This window comes from Ruegeria sp. SCP11, from assembly GCF_040329455.1.
GTDB classification, from domain to species: domain Bacteria; phylum Pseudomonadota; class Alphaproteobacteria; order Rhodobacterales; family Rhodobacteraceae; genus Ruegeria; species Ruegeria atlantica_E.
Genome location: NZ_JBDZYG010000005.1, coordinates 12,856 through 33,158, shown reverse-complemented (window position 1 = coordinate 33,158; position 20,303 = coordinate 12,856). Strand labels below are relative to the sequence as shown.

At 58.3% G+C, this 20,303-nt stretch carries 21 protein-coding genes; 7 read left to right on the top strand and 14 right to left on the bottom strand.

What is annotated here, in order from left to right:
• Positions 1-5 precede the first annotated feature (5 nt).
• Entirely contained in the window at positions 6-503 is a 498-nt protein-coding gene (secB, locus tag ABLN94_RS09035) for a protein-export chaperone SecB (RefSeq protein WP_352991736.1), read from the bottom strand.
• 54 nt (positions 504-557) lie between these two features.
• Positions 558-1,055, bottom strand: a complete 498-nt coding sequence (locus ABLN94_RS09030) for an FxsA family protein (protein ID WP_352991734.1) — start codon at positions 1,053-1,055, stop codon at positions 558-560.
• Between the two features lie 107 nt (positions 1,056-1,162).
• On the opposite strand from ABLN94_RS09030, the gene ABLN94_RS09025 reads away from it, so the two are divergent.
• From ABLN94_RS09025 to ABLN94_RS09015, 3 genes are read left to right on the top strand one after another with little or no spacing between them, the layout of a single operon-like run.
• A complete protein-coding gene (locus ABLN94_RS09025) occupies positions 1,163-1,822 on the top strand; it encodes a Tim44/TimA family putative adaptor protein (RefSeq protein ID WP_352991733.1) in 660 nt (219 codons plus the stop codon).
• Positions 1,819-2,859: a murein transglycosylase A gene (gene mltA, locus ABLN94_RS09020; protein WP_352991731.1), complete on the top strand. Its 1,041-nt coding sequence runs from the start codon at positions 1,819-1,821 to the stop codon at positions 2,857-2,859. The genes ABLN94_RS09025 and mltA overlap by 4 nt, the downstream gene beginning before the upstream one ends.
• Positions 2,859-3,446, top strand: a complete 588-nt coding sequence (locus tag ABLN94_RS09015) for a Smr/MutS family protein (RefSeq protein WP_352991730.1) — start codon at positions 2,859-2,861, stop codon at positions 3,444-3,446. The genes mltA and ABLN94_RS09015 overlap by 1 nt, the downstream gene beginning before the upstream one ends.
• Here ABLN94_RS09015 and ABLN94_RS09010 read toward each other — a convergent pair.
• The 3 genes from ABLN94_RS09010 to hslU all read right to left on the bottom strand — a co-directional run bounded on the left by ABLN94_RS09010 (position 3,443) and on the right by hslU (position 7,162).
• Positions 3,443-4,663 (bottom strand): MFS transporter, encoded by a 1,221-nt coding sequence (locus ABLN94_RS09010; RefSeq protein WP_352991728.1) that lies wholly within the window; start codon positions 4,661-4,663, stop codon positions 3,443-3,445. The genes ABLN94_RS09015 and ABLN94_RS09010 overlap by 4 nt on opposite strands.
• Positions 4,660-5,757: an alpha/beta hydrolase gene (locus ABLN94_RS09005; RefSeq protein ID WP_352991726.1), complete on the bottom strand. Its 1,098-nt coding sequence runs from the start codon at positions 5,755-5,757 to the stop codon at positions 4,660-4,662. The genes ABLN94_RS09010 and ABLN94_RS09005 overlap by 4 nt, the downstream gene beginning before the upstream one ends.
• Before the next feature lie 97 nt (positions 5,758-5,854).
• Positions 5,855-7,162: an ATP-dependent protease ATPase subunit HslU gene (gene hslU / locus ABLN94_RS09000; RefSeq protein ID WP_352991724.1), complete on the bottom strand. Its 1,308-nt coding sequence runs from the start codon at positions 7,160-7,162 to the stop codon at positions 5,855-5,857.
• A gap of 199 nt (positions 7,163-7,361) precedes the next feature.
• On the opposite strand from hslU, the gene ABLN94_RS08995 reads away from it, so the two are divergent.
• The gene (locus ABLN94_RS08995; RefSeq protein WP_352991722.1) at positions 7,362-7,763 is read left to right on the top strand and encodes a DM13 domain-containing protein; all 402 of its coding nucleotides are present in this window, start codon (positions 7,362-7,364) and stop codon (positions 7,761-7,763) included.
• Between the two features lie 106 nt (positions 7,764-7,869).
• Positions 7,870-9,111: an MFS transporter gene (locus ABLN94_RS08990; protein WP_352991720.1), complete on the top strand. Its 1,242-nt coding sequence runs from the start codon at positions 7,870-7,872 to the stop codon at positions 9,109-9,111.
• On the opposite strand, the gene hslV is transcribed toward ABLN94_RS08990, so the two are convergent.
• Entirely contained in the window at positions 9,103-9,660 is a 558-nt protein-coding gene (hslV, locus tag ABLN94_RS08985; RefSeq protein WP_170487858.1) for an ATP-dependent protease subunit HslV, read from the bottom strand. The two genes, ABLN94_RS08990 and hslV, sit on opposite strands and share 9 nt — an antisense overlap.
• A gap of 197 nt (positions 9,661-9,857) precedes the next feature.
• Between hslV and ABLN94_RS08980 the strand changes: the two genes are divergently transcribed.
• Positions 9,858-10,052: a DUF1127 domain-containing protein gene (locus tag ABLN94_RS08980; RefSeq protein ID WP_170487856.1), complete on the top strand. Its 195-nt coding sequence runs from the start codon at positions 9,858-9,860 to the stop codon at positions 10,050-10,052.
• Between the two features lie 56 nt (positions 10,053-10,108).
• Here the strand turns inward: ABLN94_RS08980 and ABLN94_RS08975 are convergent, their stop codons facing one another.
• Together ABLN94_RS08975 and ABLN94_RS08970 are read right to left on the bottom strand one after the other, a co-directional pair.
• Entirely contained in the window at positions 10,109-10,471 is a 363-nt protein-coding gene (locus tag ABLN94_RS08975; RefSeq protein WP_352991718.1) for a Lin0512 family protein, read from the bottom strand.
• Entirely contained in the window at positions 10,468-10,818 is a 351-nt protein-coding gene (locus ABLN94_RS08970) for a Lin0512 family protein (RefSeq protein WP_352991716.1), read from the bottom strand. The genes ABLN94_RS08975 and ABLN94_RS08970 overlap by 4 nt, the downstream gene beginning before the upstream one ends.
• A gap of 192 nt (positions 10,819-11,010) precedes the next feature.
• On the opposite strand from ABLN94_RS08970, the gene ABLN94_RS08965 reads away from it, so the two are divergent.
• Positions 11,011-11,367: a hypothetical protein gene (locus tag ABLN94_RS08965; protein ID WP_352991714.1), complete on the top strand. Its 357-nt coding sequence runs from the start codon at positions 11,011-11,013 to the stop codon at positions 11,365-11,367.
• Positions 11,368-11,471: 104 nt separating this feature from the next.
• Here ABLN94_RS08965 and trxA read toward each other — a convergent pair whose 3' ends face one another.
• The 6 genes from trxA to tsaE are packed head-to-tail and all read right to left on the bottom strand — an operon-like array spanning position 11,472 to position 20,286.
• Complete coding sequence (gene trxA / locus ABLN94_RS08960; RefSeq protein ID WP_068339912.1) at positions 11,472-11,792, bottom strand: thioredoxin; 321 nt, start codon at positions 11,790-11,792, stop codon at positions 11,472-11,474.
• A gap of 60 nt (positions 11,793-11,852) precedes the next feature.
• Positions 11,853-15,212, bottom strand: a complete 3,360-nt coding sequence (gene addA, locus ABLN94_RS08955) for a double-strand break repair helicase AddA (RefSeq protein ID WP_352991712.1) — start codon at positions 15,210-15,212, stop codon at positions 11,853-11,855.
• Positions 15,209-18,136, bottom strand: coding sequence for a double-strand break repair protein AddB (gene addB / locus ABLN94_RS08950; protein ID WP_352991710.1), 2,928 nt, complete (start codon positions 18,134-18,136; stop codon positions 15,209-15,211). The genes addA and addB overlap by 4 nt, the downstream gene beginning before the upstream one ends.
• Positions 18,129-18,815 carry a nucleotidyltransferase family protein gene (locus tag ABLN94_RS08945; RefSeq protein ID WP_352991708.1) on the bottom strand — a complete coding sequence of 229 codons (687 nt, stop codon included), beginning with the start codon at positions 18,813-18,815 and terminating at the stop codon, positions 18,129-18,131. Before ABLN94_RS08945 ends, addB begins: the two co-directional genes overlap by 8 nt.
• Entirely contained in the window at positions 18,812-19,816 is a 1,005-nt protein-coding gene (locus ABLN94_RS08940; protein WP_352991707.1) for an aminoglycoside phosphotransferase family protein, read from the bottom strand. Before ABLN94_RS08940 ends, ABLN94_RS08945 begins: the two co-directional genes overlap by 4 nt.
• Positions 19,813-20,286 carry a tRNA (adenosine(37)-N6)-threonylcarbamoyltransferase complex ATPase subunit type 1 TsaE gene (tsaE, locus tag ABLN94_RS08935; RefSeq protein WP_352991705.1) on the bottom strand — a complete coding sequence of 158 codons (474 nt, stop codon included), beginning with the start codon at positions 20,284-20,286 and terminating at the stop codon, positions 19,813-19,815. Before tsaE ends, ABLN94_RS08940 begins: the two co-directional genes overlap by 4 nt.
• Between the last annotated feature and the right edge of the window lie 17 nt (positions 20,287-20,303).

Here is a 20,303-nt window from a genome sequence, read left to right as displayed (position 1 = left end):
ACCGATCAGGCTTCGGTTTTCTGTGCTTCGGCCTGACGACGCATCAGTTCGTTGCGATACAGAGCAACGAAGTCGATGTTGTCCAGATTCACCGGCGGATAGCCGCCGTCGCGGGTGATGTCGCTGACAATGCGGCGCAGGAACGGGAACAGCATGCGCGGGCACTCGATCAGCAGGAAGGGGTGCAGTTGGTCCTCGGCAACGCCTTCTACGTGGAACAGGCCGCAATAGTCGATCTCGCACAGGAACAGGACGTCTTCCAGGCCTTTGGCTTTGGACGTCAGTTTCAGCTTGATTGAGACTTCGTATTGATGCTCGACCTGACGTTTTTTTGCATCCAGGTTCACCTGAACGGCAATCTCGGGCTGAACGTCACCGGATACGCCCTTTTGCGCCATAACGTTTTCAAAGGACATATCGCGGATGAACTGTCCCAAAACGCGCATCTGAACTTGAGGGGCTGCTTGGGCCGCAGTGTTTTCTGCAGCTTTTTCTTCGGCCATGGATCTACTCCAAAAATGAAATTTTCCATTGCTTAGCAAGTTGGGCGCGGCACCTCAATGCTGGTGCGGCCCTTCGACCCATTTGGAAGGCTTGGAGGGGTTCTGGCGCGGCCGAACCTCGGTAAATTCGCCGTCAATCACATCCTCGTCAAACGGCGACGCTCCGGTTCGGAACTGCGCGCCGGTACCCATCTGGAATTGAGTAACTTTCACCTTGGACTTCAGATAGCGGAATACGGTCACTCGAATGCCCGGAACAAGCAGCGCAAAACCAACCGCATCGGTGAAAAATCCCGGGGTCAACAACAAAGCGCCGGATAGCAGGATCATCGCGCCATGGGCCAGCGGCTCGGTCGGGTCGTCCAGTTCGGCGAAGGATCGCTGCAAATTGGCCAGCGCCATGCGACCTTGTGTCCTGACCAAAGCAGTGCCCAAAATGGCTGTCAGTACCACGATTGCTAGCGTTGGCCACAGGCCGATAAGACCGCCAACCTGAATAAACAGGGCGATCTCGATGATCGGGACCAATAAAAATGCCAAGAACAGGTACATTTGCGTTATCCTTTACAAGAGGCCGGGCGGTGGACTTGCCACAAACTGTCACCTACATAGTGGCATGAGGCCGCGTATACAAAGTCGCGGCCTGAAAAGAGGATGAAATGAACGAACCGATGATCCAGTTGCTGGTCCTGGCCGGAATTGCCGTTTTCCTGATCCTGCGCCTGAAAAGTGTGCTGGGCACGCGTGAAGGTTTTGAGAAACCTCCCGTTCAACAGCAGCCCGATACGCAAAATGCTCGCCGCGGGTTCGAAGTGATCGACGGTGGTCCGGATCATGACATCACAGACCATGTTGCCGAAGACAGCGAGCAGGCACAGACCCTGGCTGCAATGAAGCGGGTTGAGCCCAGCTTCTCGGTCAGTGAATTCGTGCAGGGCGCGCGCGGTGCTTATGAGATGATCGTCATGGGGTTCGAAAAAGGAAATCTGGACGAAATCCAGCCTTTCCTGTCCGAAGAGGTGTTTGATACATTCGTCTCGGTCGTGGCCGCCCGCGAAGATCAGGGCCTGACTATCGAGGCTGAATTCATCGGTGTGCGCGAAACCACGCTGGCTGATGCGAAGTTCGACAAGGATACCAATCAGGCTGAGATCACCATGAAATTCGTGGGTGAACTGACCTCGGTCGTGCGGGATCGCGGCGGCGACATCATCGAAGGCAACCCCAACACCGTCAAACGCCAAAAGGACAGCTGGACCTTTGCCCGCGTTATGGGCTCTGACGATCCGAACTGGCTGCTTGTTGCCACGGACGCATGATTGCCAAACTCCGGTCGCTCTTACTGGTGGGCGCGATGACCACCGCAAGCGCCGCCGGAGCTGAGGCAACGCGCACGATCCTGTCCTTTGATGACCTAGAGGGCTGGGCCGCCGATGATCACGGGGCGGCCCTTTCGGTTTTTCTGAACACCTGTGGCGATTTGGATGATCCAGATTGGCGCGCCTTGTGCGGCGTGGCCCGGACTTATGAGGCCGAAGCGGCGCGGGCATTCTTTGAATTGTTCTTTCGTCCAGTTCTGGTCGAAGACGGCAAAGACGCGCTGTTCACCGGCTATTTCGAACCCGAACTGGACGGATCGCGCACCCAGACCGACCGGTTCAAATACCCAATTTACAAAATGCCGCCCGAAGCGCGAGCCGAGGGGCCGTGGCTCAGCCGCCGCGAGATCCTGACCGGGGATGCGATGACCGATCGGGGGTTGGAGATTGCGTGGGTCGACGATCCGGTTGAGTTGTTCTTTCTGCAAATTCAAGGATCGGGTCGTATTCGCCTGCCGGATGGCGGCGCCCTGCGGGTGGGTTATGGCGGTGCGAACGGGCACCCCTATCGGTCCATCGGGGCCGAGCTGATCCGCCGCGGTGCCTTGGGCGCGCATGAAGTTAGTGCCCAAATGATCCGCGCCTGGGTTCGTAAAAACCCCGAGGCCGGGGCGGAGTTGCTGTTCCACAATCCGTCCTACGTGTTCTTTCGCGAGGTCTCGCAGATTGCGCCCGAGCTTGGGCCACTAGGAGCGATGAACCGATCCGTGACGACCATGCGCAGCATCGCCACCGACCCGTCTTACACACCGCTGGGCGCGCCTGTCTGGGTCGAGAAAGATGGCAAAAAGCCAATACGACGATTGATGATCGCGCAAGATACCGGGGCTGCCATCAAAGGCGCGCAGCGGGCAGATATCTTCTTTGGCACCGGAGATGCGGCCGGTCAGGCCGCCGGGCGTCTGAAAGACCCGGGCCGGATGGTGGTTCTGCTGCCAATACAACGCGCCTATGCGCTGATGCCGGACGAGTATTGATGACCCGGCGCAAACTGACCGAAGAAGAGATCGAGCTATGGCGCAAGGTCGCCAGACAAGCCGAACGCATGCACCCGGAAATCCCGCAAACGGTACATCCGACGTCTCTGCCCAAGCCCAAGCCTAAAAAGACGCCAAAACCCCGGTTTGAGGCGTTCGAGATGGGCCAATCTCATCAACCGAAACAGAAGCCCAATGACCTGAAACCATCGATAACAGACACGCTGCGCCGTGCCCCGGTTCAGATGGACAGCAAAGCGTTTGGCCGATTGAAACGGGGGAAGTTGAAACCTGAGGGCAAGCTGGATCTGCACGGGATGCGGGTGGATACCGCGCATCCGGCGTTGATCCGTTTTGTCCTGGCGTCGCAGGCACAGGGTAAGCGTTTGGTGCTCGTGGTGACTGGCAAGGGCAAGGACCGGGACGAGCCTGGCCCGATCCCGACCCCGCGTGGTGTGTTGCGCAATCAGGTGCCGCATTGGTTGACGATCCCACCGCTGGCGCAAGCGGTGATGCAGGTGACGCCCGCCCATATCAGTCACGGCGGCGACGGGGCCTATTACGTTTATCTGCGCCGTATTCGCTAAAGGCTGCGTGCAGCGCGGGTTACACCTATCCAGACCAGCATGCAGACACCGACGAAAAAGCCACCTATCCAAAGAAACTGCGTGTCAAGTGAGACACCGGTGTCGATCAGAACCCCGGTCAGGCCGGGCCCAATAGCTGATCCCAGAACCATAACGGCTGTGGCCAGCGCCTTGATCGCACCGATATGCTGTGTGCCGTAGAACTCGGCCCAAAAGGCGCTTGGCAAAGTACTGTTGGCCCCTACGGTCAGCCCCAGAAAGACCAGACCGACCAAAGCGCCACCAACAGATGTCGTCATGGATAAGATGACAAAACCAAGCGCAATCGGCAGTTGGTAAAACGACATCAGACGCGCCGTGCCCCATTTGTCCAAGGCCCACCCTGCCGCAAACATCGAAAGCAGGGAAACGCCCGTATAGACGGGAAACAGGGCCACCAGTTGGATATGTAGCCAGCCCTTCACTTCTGCCAGGTGCACCTGATGAAAGAAGAAGGCGGTGATAAAGGCCGACGGGCCCAGAACTGCAGGTACCATGAACCAGAACAGCGGATGCATCAGCGCTTCTCGCCGTGTCCAGTGACGGTTTTGCATGCCGGTGGCCGAGTACTCAGCCGCAAGGCTTTGCGGTGTTCTTTCGTGACGCAGCAACGTGATCAGGAAGGGGATGCCCAAAGCTGTAACGCCCGCGGCAACAGCCCATAGCCAGCGCCACTCCACAACGCCCATGGCCGCAACGAAGATCAATGGCAGCAGCGCTTCACCCAGCGCAAAGCCGATCGAAGCAATCGACAGGGCCTTACCGCGGGTTGCGGTGAACCAACGCGCCATTGCAACCTGGGCGAGATGGGTGCTCATCCCTTGTCCGAACAATCGCAGGAAGAAGACCACCAGAGGCAATAGCAACAGCCAGTTGTTTAGTGCCATGGCCAATGTGGCCAGTACCAGCCCGGCCAGAACCACAGGGCCCAGTACGCGTACGCGGAAGATGTCCGTTAGCCCTCCGGCCCAGATCATCACCACCGCTGACAGAGTGGTGCCCGCCGAATAGATTGCGCCCCAGGAGCCGTGGCTCAACCCATAGTCAGCGCGGATTTCGCCCGCGAAGACCGAAATGAAGAAGGTTTGCCCAAAACTCGACAGAAAGGTCAGAAGAATTCCGGCGCTCAGCCAGTTTGCGTTTTCGGTCAGATACCGACGCAGGCTGAACTGCGTCACGGATTGGACACCTGCGCCTGCCCGGTTTCTGTCAGTACAATCTCGGTTGCTCCGTCGGGGTTTCTTTCACTGGGCGGGACCAGAATGTCGATGCCCGGCCGGTCATCTGGTCCAAACGTGTTGCTGACACGCCGGATCGAGCTGAGGATTGCCAGCAACGCCGGAGAGGTCGCGGCAACGAAATGCGAAGACTGCGCGTCACTGCTGAAGGCCGTCGTGTCGATGACGCTGATCGGAAACTCCTCGAGTGTCTCGATTGAACTGATATTGCCCAGCCTCTCACCCTCGTCCGTTCCACGCAGCCGTGCTGAAATGTTCAGGATTTTGTCTTTCTGCGAGACCATCACAATGAAAGGGTCGGGTGGGTTCTTGATCCGACTCATTTGTGACCGAAACAGATCGACATCCAGATCGGGGGATATCAAGACCACCCCTTCGATGTTTCTGTTTGCCCAGCCGGGTTCCTGCAATTCGGCCTGACGCATCATCTCCATCGACAAGGCGCTGCCCATGGAATGCGCTACCAGAAGAACCCGTTTGACGCCTATGGATTTCAACTCGCGGATGGTCTGTTCCAGACCGTCACGGGCAAACAGCATACTGTCGAGATCATACGCATAGCCTACCCCGGTCGCGCGGCTGGGCCAGGAATAGACCAGAATCGAGCCTGGAATTCCAATGTCATGAGACAGCTGCGCCGCGCGGAAGATGGTTTCGGCCTGGGTCGAATTATACCCGTGCACAAAGATCGTCACGTCGTCCTGACCGCGCAGATGTTCGTGCAGCCCCTGTGGCCCGTCCAGTTCGGTCACATTGGCCAGAACGAATTCTTTTTGCGGGTTTGGGTTCGCGTAGGAGAACTTCAGGGTTCCTGGCGTGTGCGTTGGCGGGATCGAGACGGTGGTGTCCAGAAACTGCAGCTTTTCACCGCGCCGGAAGCCGTAAGACCCGTCTGCTTCGCGGGCTCGGGTGGTGCTGGCAAAGACGGTCTTTGGTGTACCGATGGTTGCGGCCGCGGGCACAATCTCGGACACCGTCCTGTCGACGCAGGCGCTCAGTGAAAGAGACATAAACAAAACGATCAGATAGCGCATAAACGGGTCCTTGCGGCCTTTTGCGCTAAGCTATCGAATTTTGGCCCCACGTCTAGCGACATGAGGCCACTATTGCGGCGAAATCCGGCTGAAGCTGTTACAGAACGTAACGGCTGAGATCCGTCGACTTGGTCAGCTCACCCAGATTATCTTCCACGAACTGCGCGTTCACGGTGATCTCGGCCCCTGCCTGATCTGGGGCGGTGAAGGACAGCTCTTCGAAGACCCGCTCCATCACAGTATAAAGCCGCCTTGCACCGATGTTTTCAACGCTCTGGTTTACATCTGCCGCGATCCGCGCCAGCGCGGCGATGCCGTTCTCGGTAAAGCTGACGGTGACCTCCTCGGTGCCCATCAAGGCAGTGTATTGGCGGGTCAGGGCGTTGTCGGTCTCGGTCAGGATGCGGACAAAATCCTCTTCAGTCAGGGCGCGCAGTTCGACGCGGATCGGCAGGCGGCCCTGAAGTTCCGGCAACAGGTCTGACGGTTTGGCGATGTGAAATGCGCCAGACGCTATGAACAGGATGTGGTCGGTTTTTACCGGCCCGTGTTTGGTGGAAACAGTGGTCCCCTCGATCAGAGGCAGCAGGTCGCGCTGCACCCCTTCGCGGCTAACGTCGCCACCGCGTGCATCCGTACGCGCACAGACCTTGTCGATCTCGTCCAGAAACACGATGCCGTTTTGTTCAACCGATTCCAGCGCGGTGCGGGTGACGGTTTCATCGTCCAGCAATTTGTCTGCCTCTTCCCCGATCAACGCATCATAGCTTTCGGCGACTGTCATGCGTTTCTTGACGGTACGGCCACCGAAGGCTTTGCCGAAGATATCGCCCAGATTCATCATGCCCATCTGACTGCCGGGCTGGCCAGGTACGTCAAACATCGGCATCGGATTTGAGGTGTCGGACAGTTCCAGCTCGATCACCGTGTCGTCCAGCTCACCCGCTTTCAGCTTTTTGCGGAACATCTCGCGGGTGCCTTCGCGGGCGTCGGTACCGGCGATGGCTTCGATGACGCGATCTTCGGCCGCCTGATGGGCCTTGGCCTTCACATCCTCGCGCATGTATTCACGGGTCTGGATGATGGCGGCATCGGCCAGATCGCGCACGATCTGTTCCACGTCACGACCGACATAGCCGACTTCGGTGAACTTGGTGGCTTCGACCTTGATAAAGGGCGCGCGTGCCAGTTTCGCCAGACGGCGGCTGATTTCGGTCTTGCCGACGCCGGTGGGGCCGATCATCAGGATGTTCTTGGGATAGACCTCATCCCGGATGTCATCGGCCAACTGCTTGCGCCGCCAGCGGTTGCGCAGCGCCACGGCCACGGCGCGTTTGGCGTCTTTCTGCCCGATGATAAAGCGGTCCAGTTCCGAGACGATCTCGCGCGGGGTCAGGTCGGTCATGTCAAATCTATCCGTCTGTTTCGCAGCGGAACCTAATCATACAGCGCGAAAACACAAGCCGATCACGAAAACATCACACCAACTCACGGAAAGCACACGGGTTTTCGTGATGATGTGAATCGCCATCCGCTTGCGTGCTGCGGCATAACTGTCCGCGACGGGCAAAACTGCCTGCATCTATCAATGGAGATACCTCATCATGATGACTCGTCGTTCGCTTTTTGTGAAAGCTGCTGCCACCGGCGCGGCTCTGACTCTGGCCGGTACTGGTGCTGCTTTGGCCGGTGGCGCCAAAAAGAAAGGCACGTTCGAGGGCCGCTCGAACCACATCACCAGTGGCTCGGTGAAACTGGTCAAAGATGGCGAGCGTTACATCGTTGAGCTGGACGACGACTTCTCGCTGGATGGCGGCCCCGACCCGCGTGTGGCCTTTGGCAAGGACGGCACCTATGCCCCCGACAGCAAGCTGGGCGCGCTGCTGCACCTGACCGGCAAGCAATCCTATGCCGTACCGCCAACCATGGATGTGTCGGGCTACAACGAGGTTTACATCTGGTGCGAGGTCGCCGGTGTGCCCTTGGGCGTTGCTTCGCTGAAGTAAACGCATTTGTCAGAGGCCGACCCCCGCCGGCCTCTGACACGCCGTTAGGTGACAAAGGCTTCGTCTGGTACACTCGCCCCAAGGTATTGGAACCGGGGGCGTTTTTATGACCAAGATTGCCAAGATTACCTTATTGTTTGTGGTATTCGTCGACCTGATCGGACAAGGGCTAGTCTTTCCGATCATCAATTCGCTGATCATGGAGACCAAGTCCGGGTTCCTGCCAGACGGTACGCCCGTTGGGCGCCGACATTTCTATTACGGGCTGGTGATCGGGTGTTTTTTCCTGTCGTGGTTTCTGGGGGTCGTCTATGTCTCGAAAGTCTCGGATTCCATCGGGCGGAAGAATGCGCTTTTGATCTGTCTTGGTGGAGCGCTCATCGGCTATGCCCTGACCATCGCGGCACTATATGTAAACAGTCTGTTGCTGCTGATTATCGGGCGGTCGATTACTGGCTTTACCGCCGGAAATCAGCCTATTGCGCAAGCAGCGATGATTGACGGCAGCACCGATGCGGCGGATCGGGACCGCAATATGGGCTATATCGTCACCGGGGTCAGCTTTGGGCTCGTAGGCGGACCCATCATCGGTGCAGTCCTCTCGGACGCGGCCTTGTTGGGCAGCTTCGCCACGCTGAAAACCCCGTTTTACGGAGCGTTTGTTCTGGTGCTGATCGCCATTTTCCTGGTGCTGTTCTTTTTCAAGGACACCCGTACCGAGCGCTTGGCCTTCGTGTTCCGACCCCGCGATATCACCGACAGTCTGATTGCAGTGCGCGAACACCCGATGGTCCTGAAAATCCTGCCAGTCTATGCGCTGTTTATGGTCGCCAATGTCACATTCTATGTCTTCGTCGACAACTTCCTGACAAGTGCATGGGGCTACGGAGTAATCGGTGGAAGCATGGCGATGGTGGTGATTGGCTTTGCGCTGGCCTTTTCCAGCACCTTCCTAGTCAAACCCGCACAGGAAAGGTTCAGCAAGCATCAGATCATCTACACCTCACTGGTCGTTATGGTAGTTTGCGGATTTGCTTTTGCCTTCAGCCCCAGTGGTGTGCTGAGTTATGTTCCGGTCTTCTTCTTCTACTTCTTCTTCGGCGTTTCTTACCCAACCTTGCTGGGGCTGTTCTCGTCTTCCGTCAGCGAAACGGATCAAGGTTGGGTCATGGGCGTGACGACCGCCGTATTCTGTTTGGCGGGCGGGGTCATGTCTCTGGTCGGTGGCGGGTTGATGAGCTTTGATATCCGTCTGCCCTATTACATCGTGATGGTGACGGCTCTGATGGGCCTGATCGGGATGCACCTGCGGTGGAAAGGCAAGGAGATAAAAGCGCTGCTAGCCTGAGATCGTCTCAACCGTCAGATTGCCGTTTGTATAGACGCAGATATCGGCGGCAATCGCCATAGCTTCTCGGGCGACCTGTTCGGCTTCTTTATCGCTGTCCATCATTGCGCGGGCCGCTGCCAGAGCAAAGTTTCCGCCTGATCCGATGGCGGCCACATTGTGTTCGGGCTCCAAAACGTCCCCTGCCCCAGTAATGACCAGCAGATCCTTTCCATCGGTGACAATCAGCATCGCTTCAAGTTTTTGCAGGTATTTATCGGTGCGCCAGTCCTTGGCCAATTCGACAGAGGCGCGAGCGAGCTGACCCGGTGTAGCCTCAAGCTTGGCCTCCAGCCGTTCCAGCAAAGTAAACGCATCAGCGGTCGACCCGGCAAATCCGGCGATAACCTCGAACCCGCCGGGCGACAGGCGGCGGACCTTGCGGGCGGTGCCCTTGATCACGGTTTGGCCCAGGCTGACCTGTCCGTCACCGGCAATCACCACCTGACCGCCTTTCTTGACGCCAATGATCGTGGTGCCGTGCCAACCGGGAAAATCGCTGTCCGCCATAAGAGCCTCCGTTCTTAACTGGCACCCTATATGGGCCGGACCCGCCCGCAGCGCAACAGTTCTCAAACTGCTTAAAAGATATGCAAGAATCGCAATCCGGGTTTACCGGACTAGCAATTGTGAGACTCAACCGAAAATCCTAAATGAGACTCACAACCGACGAAGGGTCGGCTGTTTCAGTTTGAAGGAATGCGCAAATGGCAACTACCGCAAAAATCCATGCGCCGCTCGGAGCAGCTACCATCCTGCACGTAGTGGACACGTTCTACGCAACGTACGAAAAAGCAATCGAGTGGAATGAATCCCGCAAGACCCGCAAGCTTCTGTCGGAGCTGAGCGACGCACAGCTGGACGATATCGGCCTGTGCCGCGCGGACATCCGAAACGTTTGATCCGCGACCACTTCGTAGAAGAATGTAAGCCGCTCATACGAGCGGCTTTTTCTTATTCAGGACAGTTTGTATTGGCCCGAGAGGTCTGGGAGGAACGCCTCAATAGCGGCTGTAGCGACCACGTGTTTTATACCAGAATCGGCATCTTCGATATCCAACCCGCCTTTCACGGCTCGTACCTGTGCTCGCCCGCGCGGCAGATCCGCGGCAACCACATCGCAATCTACACGTTCCGGATCCTGCACGCCGATCGTGACGCGCACCTGCATTTCGGCGTGGTCGATGCCCAGCATTGAAAACAGAGTAATCGAGGAGTGGTGCAGCGCATCCTGCACGGCCCGGCGCGCAGCCTTGGTATAGTCCTGACCGTACAGATCGTTTCCCGTACCCATTTCCAGAATGATACGCTTTTCGGTCATGTCACTGGCTCCATATCGAACGAAACAATGATGGCGGCATTGGCAATGACCGTGCGGCCCTCGGTATGCGGTTTCTCGATATCCAACCCACCTTGCGTGACGGTGATATTTGGCTGACCGTAGGGGAAGATCGCGGTGAGAGCGCCTTTGTCTACCTTTTCGGGCTGCTGAACCCCGATTTCAGCGTCGATAATCATCGCTTCTTTTGGAAAATCGAACAACTCGGCCATATTCACCGAGTTGTGCCACAGCGCGTCTTTGATCGCCCGAAGTGCGGCCTCGGTGTAGTCTTCGCGGCGCAAAGACGTTCCCATTCCGAACTCCACAAGAACCCGAGTTTTGGGCATGTCACCTCCTGTTTTTCGTTTCTGAGCTAACCTGCACGACCTACCGCGAATTGAAAGAACCAAAACAACAGGGTGTATCCGGCCAAATGCGATTGATTGAAAACTGGTGTGTGGGCAGCAAATTTTTTTTGCTGACAATATCGGTTAACATTGAAGGCATTAATCGGTCTATTTGGACAAGGAATTGTAGCGATGAAGCTCTTTCAACTCACACCATTGACAGTGCTGTTCGGTCTTGCGGTGACGCAGGTGTCAGCCGAAGAAATAGACAGCAATGAAAAGTTCTCGGAATTGGTGGTCGGTAAGAAGCTTGTTCAGGAAAATACCTGGGTAAGAATTCTCAAGGACGGGGTGGTTGAGGGCCAAGGCCCCAAAGCCGGAGACATCAGCGGCTCATGGGAATGGAAGGGCAAATATTATTGTCGTGACCTTGTGATCGACGACGTGCCCCTGCCCCACGACTGTCAAGCTGTTTCCATCGAAGGCGATACCGTCACGTTCACACATAAAGACGGTAGCGGAATTTCGGTGAGCTGGAAGATCGAGTGAGGCCCAGCTCCGAACAGACAATGGTTCTGCCAATCTGCTCAGGTTGACCAAAGAAAAAGGGTGCCCCGCTTGGGACACCCTTTGGAATTGTATTCAATGGAAGGTTAGATGGATTCGTCGATCCAGCTTTGCAGCGCTGCTTTCGGAGCCGCACCTGCACGGTTCGAGACAACCTGACCGTCCTTGAAGATGAACAGTGCCGGGATGCCGCGTACGCCCATGGCAGCAGCAGAGTTCGGGTTGCTGTCGACATCCACCTTGGCGATTTTGATCTTGTCACCGTACTCAGCGGCCAGCTCTTCCAGAGCGGGGCCGATCTGCTTACAGGGGCCACACCATTCGGCCCAGAAATCGACAACTACGGGGATGTCGGAGTTCTTGACTTCGGCGTCAAAGGTATCGTCGGTTACGGCTACGGTCGACATATTCTGTCTCCTGAATGGGGTAAACTCGGGAACAGAACGTAGGGTCGCCGCAGTCCGAGGTCAAGATATCTGGGTGCGGGCCAGTGCATCCGTCACAAGATCGTGTGGCAACCACATAAGGTCGGCATTGCGGGTCCACAGAATGGCCGTACGAATTTCGCGGCCCGGATAGATTTGAGCCAAGGCTTGCGCGTAGGCGCCCATCTGTCGCAGCAGGCCTTCGGGGCAGGTCGCCGGGCTGTCAGGAACCGTAGCATTTGATTTGAAATCAATCACCTGCACTTCGGTTTCGGTGACGATCAGTCGGTCTATCACTCCGTGCATACGCCGCCCGTTCAGATCAGCAGTCACGGGAACTTCAGCCAGCGTATCGGCCGCAAAGACGGATTGCAGATGGTTGGCCGTCAGCACGTTTTGGGCTTCGGTCAGCAGGGCCTGCCGTTCCACATCCTGCATATCGGGCAGAACCCGAGCGCAGAGCTGCGGCCATTTTTCTTGCTGGAGCGAAGGCAAGTGCTCCAACAGCAGATGCAGGCGTGTGCCGCGTAGTTTGGCGGCCTCTTCGTCCTGACCCGAATCCCCCGGCAGTGCCTTTGCCCCACCCAGATCTGACGGGCTGAGTGTCTCAGGTTCCTGTTCCGGTGCGATGGCTGGAACCTTGAACCGCTCAGGCAGCGGTGTCTCTGCAATCTCGGGTTCCGAGTGTTCCTCCAGCGGCAGCGCGTCCCAATCCGCATGGGCCAGACGGAGCGTTTCGGAACCGGAAAGTTGCGTGGCCCCTGCCCGCGCCATAGCGGCTTCGACCATCTGATACCAACTGGTTCCGTCTTTACCGACATCCCCTGCCGCACCCACGATCAGCCACTTTTCGGCTCGTGTTAGAGCCACATATAGCAACCTCAGACGCTCGTTTTCCTCTCGCTCCCGTGCTTCGGCCCGCGCTTGCACAATCAGCGCCGGGGATACATCTGCCGACACTTTCCACAGCGGTGTGCCCTCACCCACCATGATCTCGGCATCGCGCGGCGCCTGCCTTTTTCCAGTATCCGGCAGGATCACGATGGGCGCTTCCAACCCCTTGGAGCCGTGTACTGTCATCACCCGGATCATGTTGCCGACACCGCTCATCTGCCGTTTGATTTCCAGATCGTCGGTCTGCATCCAGACGAGGAACCCGGTCAGGCTGGGGATATCGGTACGTTCATAAGCAAGTGCTTGCGACAGCAGCGCGTTAATTCCGTCCTCAGCCTCAGCCCCGAGTCGACCCAACAATTTCCGCCGCCCGTCATGCCGGGTCAGGATGCGTTCGATCAGGTCATAAGGGCGTAAAAAGTCGATCTGCCCGCGCAGATCATTGAGAACTTCCAACGTTTCCGGATATTCCTTGGCCCGTTGACGCAGAGCAGCCCACAAGAATTGCTCCTGCCGCCGATGCGCCAGATCGAAGAGCTGCTGTTCACTCCAACCGAACAGAGGTGATTTCAACACGGTCGCCAGCGACAGGTTGTCCTCGGGCGTGGCTAGAAAGCTCAGCAGCGCGGCAAGGTCCTTCACCGCCAGTTCCGCGCCCACTTTCAAACGGTCTGCCCCGGCAATGGGTAGACCCTCGGCCTTGCAGGCACGGATGATCTCGGCAAACAGGTCCGAGCGGCGCTGGACCAGGATCAGGAAATCCCCCGGCTGCACCTTACGCCGCACGAAGGAGCCGGGCGTCTTTCCATCCTCAGGGACCGTCTCACCGGTGGCGATCATGGTTTTGATCGAACGGGCCACCTGCTCGGCCAGAATGACTGTGTGATGCCGCGCGCCGGGGCGGTCTACCGGATCGGTCCAGTCTCCGTCCTCATCCTCGTCGACTTTTTCGACCACCGGCCATAAATCGACACGACCTGGCAGATCTGCCTTGAAGGCGCGGTGCTGGCTTTCCTTGTGGAACCCGGCCTCGGCGCGGTTTTCAAACAGGATATCGACCAGAGACAGGATCGCACTGGAAGATCGAAACGAGTATTCCAGCGTTGAATCCCACAGTTTCGAGCCTGATTCTTCCAATCTTTGCCCAAACTCTTGCTGCATCCGGTCAAACGCCTGTGGGTCCGCCCCCTGAAAGGAATAAATCGACTGTTTCTTGTCGCCGACTACGAAAATTGTGCGTTCAACCCCGGACCGGGCCCCTTCCCCGCTGGTGAACTCCTGCGCCAGTTTCTCGACCACGTCCCATTGGTCGGGGCTTGTGTCCTGCGCCTCGTCCACAAGGATATGGTCGATGCCGCCGTCCAAACGGTACAGCACCCATTCCGCCACAGCCGGGTCGTTCAGAACCTGCCGTGCGCGTAGGATCAGGTCGTCGAAATCCAGCCAGCCGCGCAGCTGCTTGCGCCGCTCGTATTCCGGCAGAAAGGCTGCGGCAAAGCGGTGCAGGACATGCGTCTTGCGCGCCGCGACCAATGCCAAGCGCTGCTGTCGTGCGGCCTCAACCCGCAGCATAAAGGATTCCAGCTGTGGCATTCGGTCGGCCAGCGCACCTTCGCGCAGGGCCTTGGTCGGGAAGCTGTTTATTTTGGCTTTGAAGGGTTCCTTAGCCCCTTTGCCGTTCAGCATTACGTTCTCGAGGAGAGCGAGTTGGCTTAACCCGGCGCTGGTAAAGCTCGATAGTTTTTTTGCTGCTTTTGAATCTCTGTCACCACTTGATGCCAGCGTGGGCAGCATCGCTTGGATCAGTTCGACCTCACCCCCCAAAAACACTCGAGCCTGCAAGGCGTCTTCATCAAATCCCTCAGGCAGATCGAACCGTTGCAACAAATCAGGCCACACCAACGGCTGTGCGAACAGGTTTCGCTTGTGAGCTATGGCAGCGGTCAGGTTTTCAAACCCGGTATCGGTGACAAACCGAGCGACGTCCTCAATCAGTGCAGCCTGCGGACCTTCGGCAAAATCCTCAACGATCTCTTCGCGTAACAGAGCGGCAGCACGGTCTTCCATCTCGGAGAACTGCGGGCTGACCCCGGCCTCCAGCGGGAACCGTCGCAGTAGCGAGGCGCAGAAGGAGTGAATCGTCTGGATTTTCAGTCCGCCCGGCGTCTCGATGGCGCGGGCAAACAGGGTGCGTGCCTGTGCAAGCCTGTCCGGGTCGATCAGCCCTTGCACGCCCAGGTCAGTCAGTTGCGCCAGCAGGCCAGCATCGTCTTTCATTGCCCATTGACCGAGGCGATCAAAAAGACGGTTCTGCATCTCACTGGCGGCGGCTTTGGTGTAGGTCAGGCAGAGAATGTGCTGCGGCTGTACCCCACCTAGCAGCAACCGTGCCACGCGGTCGGTCAGCACCCGGGTTTTGCCCGATCCCGCATTGGCCGCCAACCAGGTCGAGGCATCCGGTCGCGCGGCCTGTACTTGCCGCTCGGTCGCATCGTTGCGGGCGCTCATTTCAGCACCTCTGGATCGGTTTCATCGGTGCGGTCCCATTCGCCGAACCGCGCCAGATGGTCATAGTCGCCAATATCTGTGTCCTTGTGCAGCATCCGGCGGGAGGTGAAGCCCTGATCAGGCTCTAAATAAGCAGAAATCAGCTCTTTTAGTTCGGCCAAAACCTTGTCAGGTGGCTCCTTGGCCAAGGGAGCGGCGACCTCTTTGTATGTGCCACCCATGCCGATAAAGACCGCTTCGGCCACCGGCAGCGGATCGACCCCCTCGATTGCGCCCTGCTCTGCCATCGCAGCCTCGATCAAAAGCTGCTTGTCGAACTTCGCCTGTTGGCTTTCGGTCGGAGGTGTGCCGGTTTTGTAATCCACAATTCGCAATGCGCCGCGGCTGTTGTGGTCGATCCGGTCGGCGCGGCCTGCGATGGTGAAATCCAGCGGCGATAGCACCAGTTTCATCGTTGCCTCAAAGGCAACGGGTCCACCATTGCCGCGCCGGGAGGTTTCTGCGGTCAGGAAGTCATCGGCAATCCGCTCTAACCGCGCCAGCCACAGTTTGCGGGCGGTAGGCCAAGCGACATGCTGATACAGCAGCGTTTCGGCGCGTTTCAGGAAATTCTCACGGGTCAGCAAAGCTGTATCCAGAACACTGTCTTTGATGAAATGCTCGAGAACTTCGTGGATGACGATTCCGCGCAACAGGGCATCGGGAGCTTGCACCAGTGGGTTCAGGGGGCGCAGTTTCAGCACATGTTTGGCATAGATCGCGTATGGGTCACGGATCAGGCGCTTGATTTCCGTGACGCTCAAGCGGTTTGGACGCGCAGAGACCGGAGGCCGCGGGGACGGGCGCGGCGCGGGCTTGAGCCTCGGTGCAGCCTCCAACTGTTCCGACCAACGGAGATATTCCTGACCACGAGCCCTCATTGCTGTCAGTGCCTCGGGGCCACCCTGTCCCGGCAAGCCTTGCAGCAGGTTCGTCATGCGGTTCAGCCAGCGAGACGGCACAGTTTCAGCGTCATCGGACCGAGTGGCGCGGGTCAGCCAGACCTCCGGCGCGCCGACCGCTTGTTGGAAATCATGAGCCGATAGGCCAATTCGGCGTTCGGGCAGCAAAAGACCGGCCTTGTCGCGCATCTGGCGGTTCAGCCAGGGGTCTGGCGCCGCGGCCTCGGGCCAGCTACCTTCGTTCAGGCCGCCCAAGATCAGCAGATCGGCCCCCTGAACCCGGGCTTCGAGTGTGCCCCAGATCATGATATGCGGGTGTGGTGCGTCGCGGTCGCGAACCTCTTCACCCGCTAGCAGTGCGCCCAGAAGATCAGCGAAATCATGGGCGGTCATGGGGCCGCCTTGCTGGGCCTCGTCTTCCAATGCCGTCATGACCGAAAATGCCTTTTGGCCCGCGTTCTTCTCCCACAGCGGTCCTGTGTCACCTTCACTTCCGGTCGAGATCGCCTCGGCTAACGCGCGCAGTCGGGTGACCCACTCGGACAAAGGCAGCTCACCCTTGATGTGTTGGTCGCAGAAATGCGTGGTCACCCAGCGCATCCAGTCCTCGGGCACCTCTTTGCGGATGGCAAAAGCAGTTAGACTGGCGCTGTCGGGGAACGGAGGACCGTGACGTCGCAAATCCAGTTCCAGATCCCGCGTATGCAACAGATGCGCGCCGCGATCGCCGCCCCCATGGCAGAGCGGGTGTTTCAGGAGGGTAAGCAGCGCCTCACCCTCCAGCCGTCGGACAAACAGGCCCGCAACATGGCGCAGGAACCGGCCCGGAGGCGATAGCTGCAACGGAAGACCCGCACTGTCATCCGGCAGGATGTTCCAGCGATCGAGTGCGGCACTGACCTGACGGGTCAGCATCCGATCAGGCGTGATCAGCGCCGCAGTCTGGCCGGTTTCGGCCGCTTCCCGCAGGCGCAACGCAATGGCTAGCGCCTCAGCCCGTGGGGATTGCGCCTCGACCAGTGTTAGGTCTTTGGTAGCTCCGCTCAGATCAGTCAGCAGTGGACCTTCGGACATCCACGCATCGGTGATCGGAGCGGGCCGTAAGGCAAGTGAAACCAACCGGTTACGGGTAGGTGACGGGGCAGGGTCATTGGTCCAATGTTCGATCTGGCCGGGCTGTATCTCAAGCCGGGTCATCAGCTTGCGGAACCGGTATTGCGGATGATCTTCCGAGGTCAGCGCATCGTCCAGCCCCTGCCAGACATGATCTGGCTGGTCGAAATCGTAACCGGGCAGGATCAGCGCGCCTTGCGGCAAGCGGGCGACGGCTTCCATCAACATTAGTGTGGTGCCGCGTGAACCCGTTGAACCTGCAAGGATTACCGGGTGCTGCGGTGGTGCAACGTGCCAGCGGTCGATCAGGTTTTCCACAACCTGCCGTTGCCGTGCCTGCGCGTCCAGCGCATCGGGGCCGGAATTGATGAAGTGGTCTGCTATACCAATGAAGGCCTGCGCGCGCGCCCAGTGCCCTGACATGTCACTGACATCCAGTTGTCGGATGGCGTCCGGAGAAACCCCTTCACCCTGCATTTCATCAATCAGTGCGGCCAGACTGTCGGACAGATCGAACAGAGATGACCGCGCTGCCAGATCAGGCTGCTGTTCCAAGAGCTTGGCGATGAGTTGCGTCAACTCCAGCCTGCGTCGCAACGGCGGGATGGCGGGTGGGATTTGCGCCAGATCGACGCTGTCGCCGAGGTCCGTTACCAACGAAAGGCGCGGTAGCAGGCAAGCCGGACCCTGATCGAACAGGTCACGTACGCGGCGGGTCATGCGGCGGGTGTTGACCACAAGTTGCACCCGCGCCAGTGCCTCGGGCGGGTGTGTGTCAGCGCGCGCCCGCAACCCATTCACCAACGCCTTGGGGAAGTCTGCTCCCGGCGGTACGGCAAAGACACGAGGCGCAGCGCTGGGCTCAAACATCGGCGATCAAGCCCTGGGCCAGAGCGATCCCTTCCGGGCGACCCACATCGCACCAACGACCGGGGTAGATGGCGGCGAACAGCCGGTCCCGCTTGTGCATTTGATCCCAGAGGACGTTCAACGAGAACGCTTTCTCCGAAACATCCATCAGCCCGTCGGTCTTCATGATCTGCGCGCCCCCATAGACCAGCCCCGGGCCGCGGGTTATTCGGCCATCGGCATCGGCAGTAAAATCACCCGGTCCAGCATGCCCGATGGTTTGGGTGATCGGAACACACATCAATAACGCATCCATCCTGTCCGGGTCCCACACGTCACGCAGCAAGTTCAGCGGATTCGGACCGGACCAGATTGCATCGGTGTTCAGGGTGTAGACCGGGCCAGTTCCCAACAGGGGCAGAGCGGCGCGCAGCCCGCCGCCTGTTTCCAAAATCTCGGGTTCTTCGCGCGACAGCAGCACGCCTTTGGGGGCCAGATGCGCCTCAAGCTGATCAGGCAGATAATGCAGGTTCGCAACTACTCGCGCTGGTTGCAGATCACCTACTAAATCCAACGTGTGGTCGATCAGCGGTCGGCCCGCGACCTGGATCAGCGGTTTCGGCCGGTCTTTGGTCAGCGCGCCCATACGGGTACCGAACCCGGCAGCAAACAGCATCAGGGCTTCGGGGTGTCGGGTCATGCGTTTCTGAGCCTGTCCAGGTTTTCCGGTGTTGGTGCGGGCAGGGCCTCTCGCACCAGATCTGCGACCGTGACCAGCGACGGGTGGTTCAGATCGCGCATCAAATGCGCCCAGGTGGCCGGAATCAGATCAATGTAATGAGGTTTACCGTATTCCGTCGCCAGACGGGCAAACACGCCCAGAATCCGTAGGTTGCGTTGAGCACCCAGCACTGCGTAGGCGGTTCGGAACTCGTGATCATTCACACCAGTTGCAGCGATATAGCGGTTCACCATCCGCATCTCAGTGCCGGGGGCCACATCACGGCGCACATCCTGCAGCAGCGAGACAAGATCATAGCCCGGATGCCCCAGCATCGCGGTCTGGAAATCCAAAAGCCCCACGCGTTTCACCCCTTCACGGTCCGGCAACCAGATCATGTTTTCCGCATGATAATCGCGCTGTACAACCACTTTGCTGCCCGAAGTTTCCCGATGCAGAATGTCTGCGAAACGATGCTCAAACCGAACCCGCGAGTCCGCATCATGTTCGCCAAGAACCGCCTGCGCGTATTTTGTAAAGGCCAGCGCCGCCAGCTCTGTCATCAGGGTCGGGTCGTAGGATGGCAGTGATAGTGTAGGCGCGTTGTACAACTCGATCAGCACGTCGGTTGCGGCCTCGTAAAGCTCGCGCTCCATCTTCGGGGTCTGTTTCAGAACGCGGGCGAACAGGTCATCGCCCAAATCTTCCAACAGCAGAAAGCCGTATTCAGTATCCTCGGCGTAAATCTCAGGTGCACTGAGGCCAATTTTCCTCAAATACTTTGCCATGCGGACAAAGGCCTCGACCGGTTCAGCCTGTCCCGGCGGCGAGTCCATCAGAACAGCAGTGCGGCCGGTATCGGGATCGGTCAAACGCTCATACCGGCGGTTTGAAGCATCCCCAGCCAACGGTGCTTGTGTCGCATTGGACCAAGGTGTCTGCGCAATCAGAGCCTCGGCCAGCACAGCCCGGTTTGTCATTCAGTGCCCTCCAGTTTTTGGGGCCATTTCGGATCGGACCAAATTAGGGTCAGTTGTCGTGTTTCCATTGAATTAGGGTCTGTTTCCAAGTGTAGTGTCAACGCGGTAGTGGGGGTCAGCGGCCCCAGTTTGTCGGGCCATTCGATCAGGCAGATGGCGGTATCGAAAGCCTCGGTCAGGCCCAGCTCTTCGATCTCCTCCACAACGCTCAACCGATACAGATCGCAATGCCAGATTTCGCCAGATGTAGTGTCATAGGCCTGCACCAACGTGAAGGTGGGTGATGGGACATCCTCGGGCACGACCATCAGAGACTGGATCAGGCTGCGGGCGAAATGAGTTTTGCCGGTGCCGATCTCACCCTCGAGCAAAACGATGTCCCCAGGCTGCAATTCTGCGCCCAGCCGGGCGGCCAGATCTGCTGTTTCTTCGGGTGAATTCAAGGTGATCGAACGGGAGTGCGGCGTCATGGCGCCACAATGGCCTT

Bases quoted from the DNA above. Each gene is read 5' to 3' on its own strand.
- secB (WP_352991736.1), bottom strand. From the start codon at position 503: ATGGCCGAAGAAAAAGCTGCAGAAAACACTGCGGCCCAAGCAGCCCCT.
- ABLN94_RS09030 (WP_352991734.1), bottom strand. From the start codon at position 1,055: ATGTACCTGTTCTTGGCATTTTTATTGGTCCCGATCATCGAGATCGCC.
- ABLN94_RS09025 (WP_352991733.1), top strand. From the start codon at position 1,163: ATGAACGAACCGATGATCCAGTTGCTGGTCCTGGCCGGAATTGCCGTT.
- mltA (WP_352991731.1), top strand. From the start codon at position 1,819: ATGATTGCCAAACTCCGGTCGCTCTTACTGGTGGGCGCGATGACCACC.
- ABLN94_RS09015 (WP_352991730.1), top strand. From the start codon at position 2,859: ATGACCCGGCGCAAACTGACCGAAGAAGAGATCGAGCTATGGCGCAAG.
- ABLN94_RS09005 (WP_352991726.1), bottom strand. From the start codon at position 5,757: ATGCGCTATCTGATCGTTTTGTTTATGTCTCTTTCACTGAGCGCCTGC.
- hslU (WP_352991724.1), bottom strand. From the start codon at position 7,162: ATGACCGACCTGACCCCGCGCGAGATCGTCTCGGAACTGGACCGCTTT.
- ABLN94_RS08995 (WP_352991722.1), top strand. From the start codon at position 7,362: ATGATGACTCGTCGTTCGCTTTTTGTGAAAGCTGCTGCCACCGGCGCG.
- ABLN94_RS08990 (WP_352991720.1), top strand. From the start codon at position 7,870: ATGACCAAGATTGCCAAGATTACCTTATTGTTTGTGGTATTCGTCGAC.
- hslV (WP_170487858.1), bottom strand. From the start codon at position 9,660: ATGGCGGACAGCGATTTTCCCGGTTGGCACGGCACCACGATCATTGGC.
- ABLN94_RS08980 (WP_170487856.1), top strand. From the start codon at position 9,858: ATGGCAACTACCGCAAAAATCCATGCGCCGCTCGGAGCAGCTACCATC.
- ABLN94_RS08975 (WP_352991718.1), bottom strand. From the start codon at position 10,471: ATGACCGAAAAGCGTATCATTCTGGAAATGGGTACGGGAAACGATCTG.
- ABLN94_RS08970 (WP_352991716.1), bottom strand. From the start codon at position 10,818: ATGCCCAAAACTCGGGTTCTTGTGGAGTTCGGAATGGGAACGTCTTTG.
- ABLN94_RS08965 (WP_352991714.1), top strand. From the start codon at position 11,011: ATGAAGCTCTTTCAACTCACACCATTGACAGTGCTGTTCGGTCTTGCG.
- trxA (WP_068339912.1), bottom strand. From the start codon at position 11,792: ATGTCGACCGTAGCCGTAACCGACGATACCTTTGACGCCGAAGTCAAG.
- addA (WP_352991712.1), bottom strand. From the start codon at position 15,212: ATGAGCGCCCGCAACGATGCGACCGAGCGGCAAGTACAGGCCGCGCGA.
- addB (WP_352991710.1), bottom strand. From the start codon at position 18,136: ATGTTTGAGCCCAGCGCTGCGCCTCGTGTCTTTGCCGTACCGCCGGGA.
- ABLN94_RS08945 (WP_352991708.1), bottom strand. From the start codon at position 18,815: ATGACCCGACACCCCGAAGCCCTGATGCTGTTTGCTGCCGGGTTCGGT.
- ABLN94_RS08940 (WP_352991707.1), bottom strand. From the start codon at position 19,816: ATGACAAACCGGGCTGTGCTGGCCGAGGCTCTGATTGCGCAGACACCT.
- tsaE (WP_352991705.1), bottom strand. From the start codon at position 20,286: ATGACGCCGCACTCCCGTTCGATCACCTTGAATTCACCCGAAGAAACA.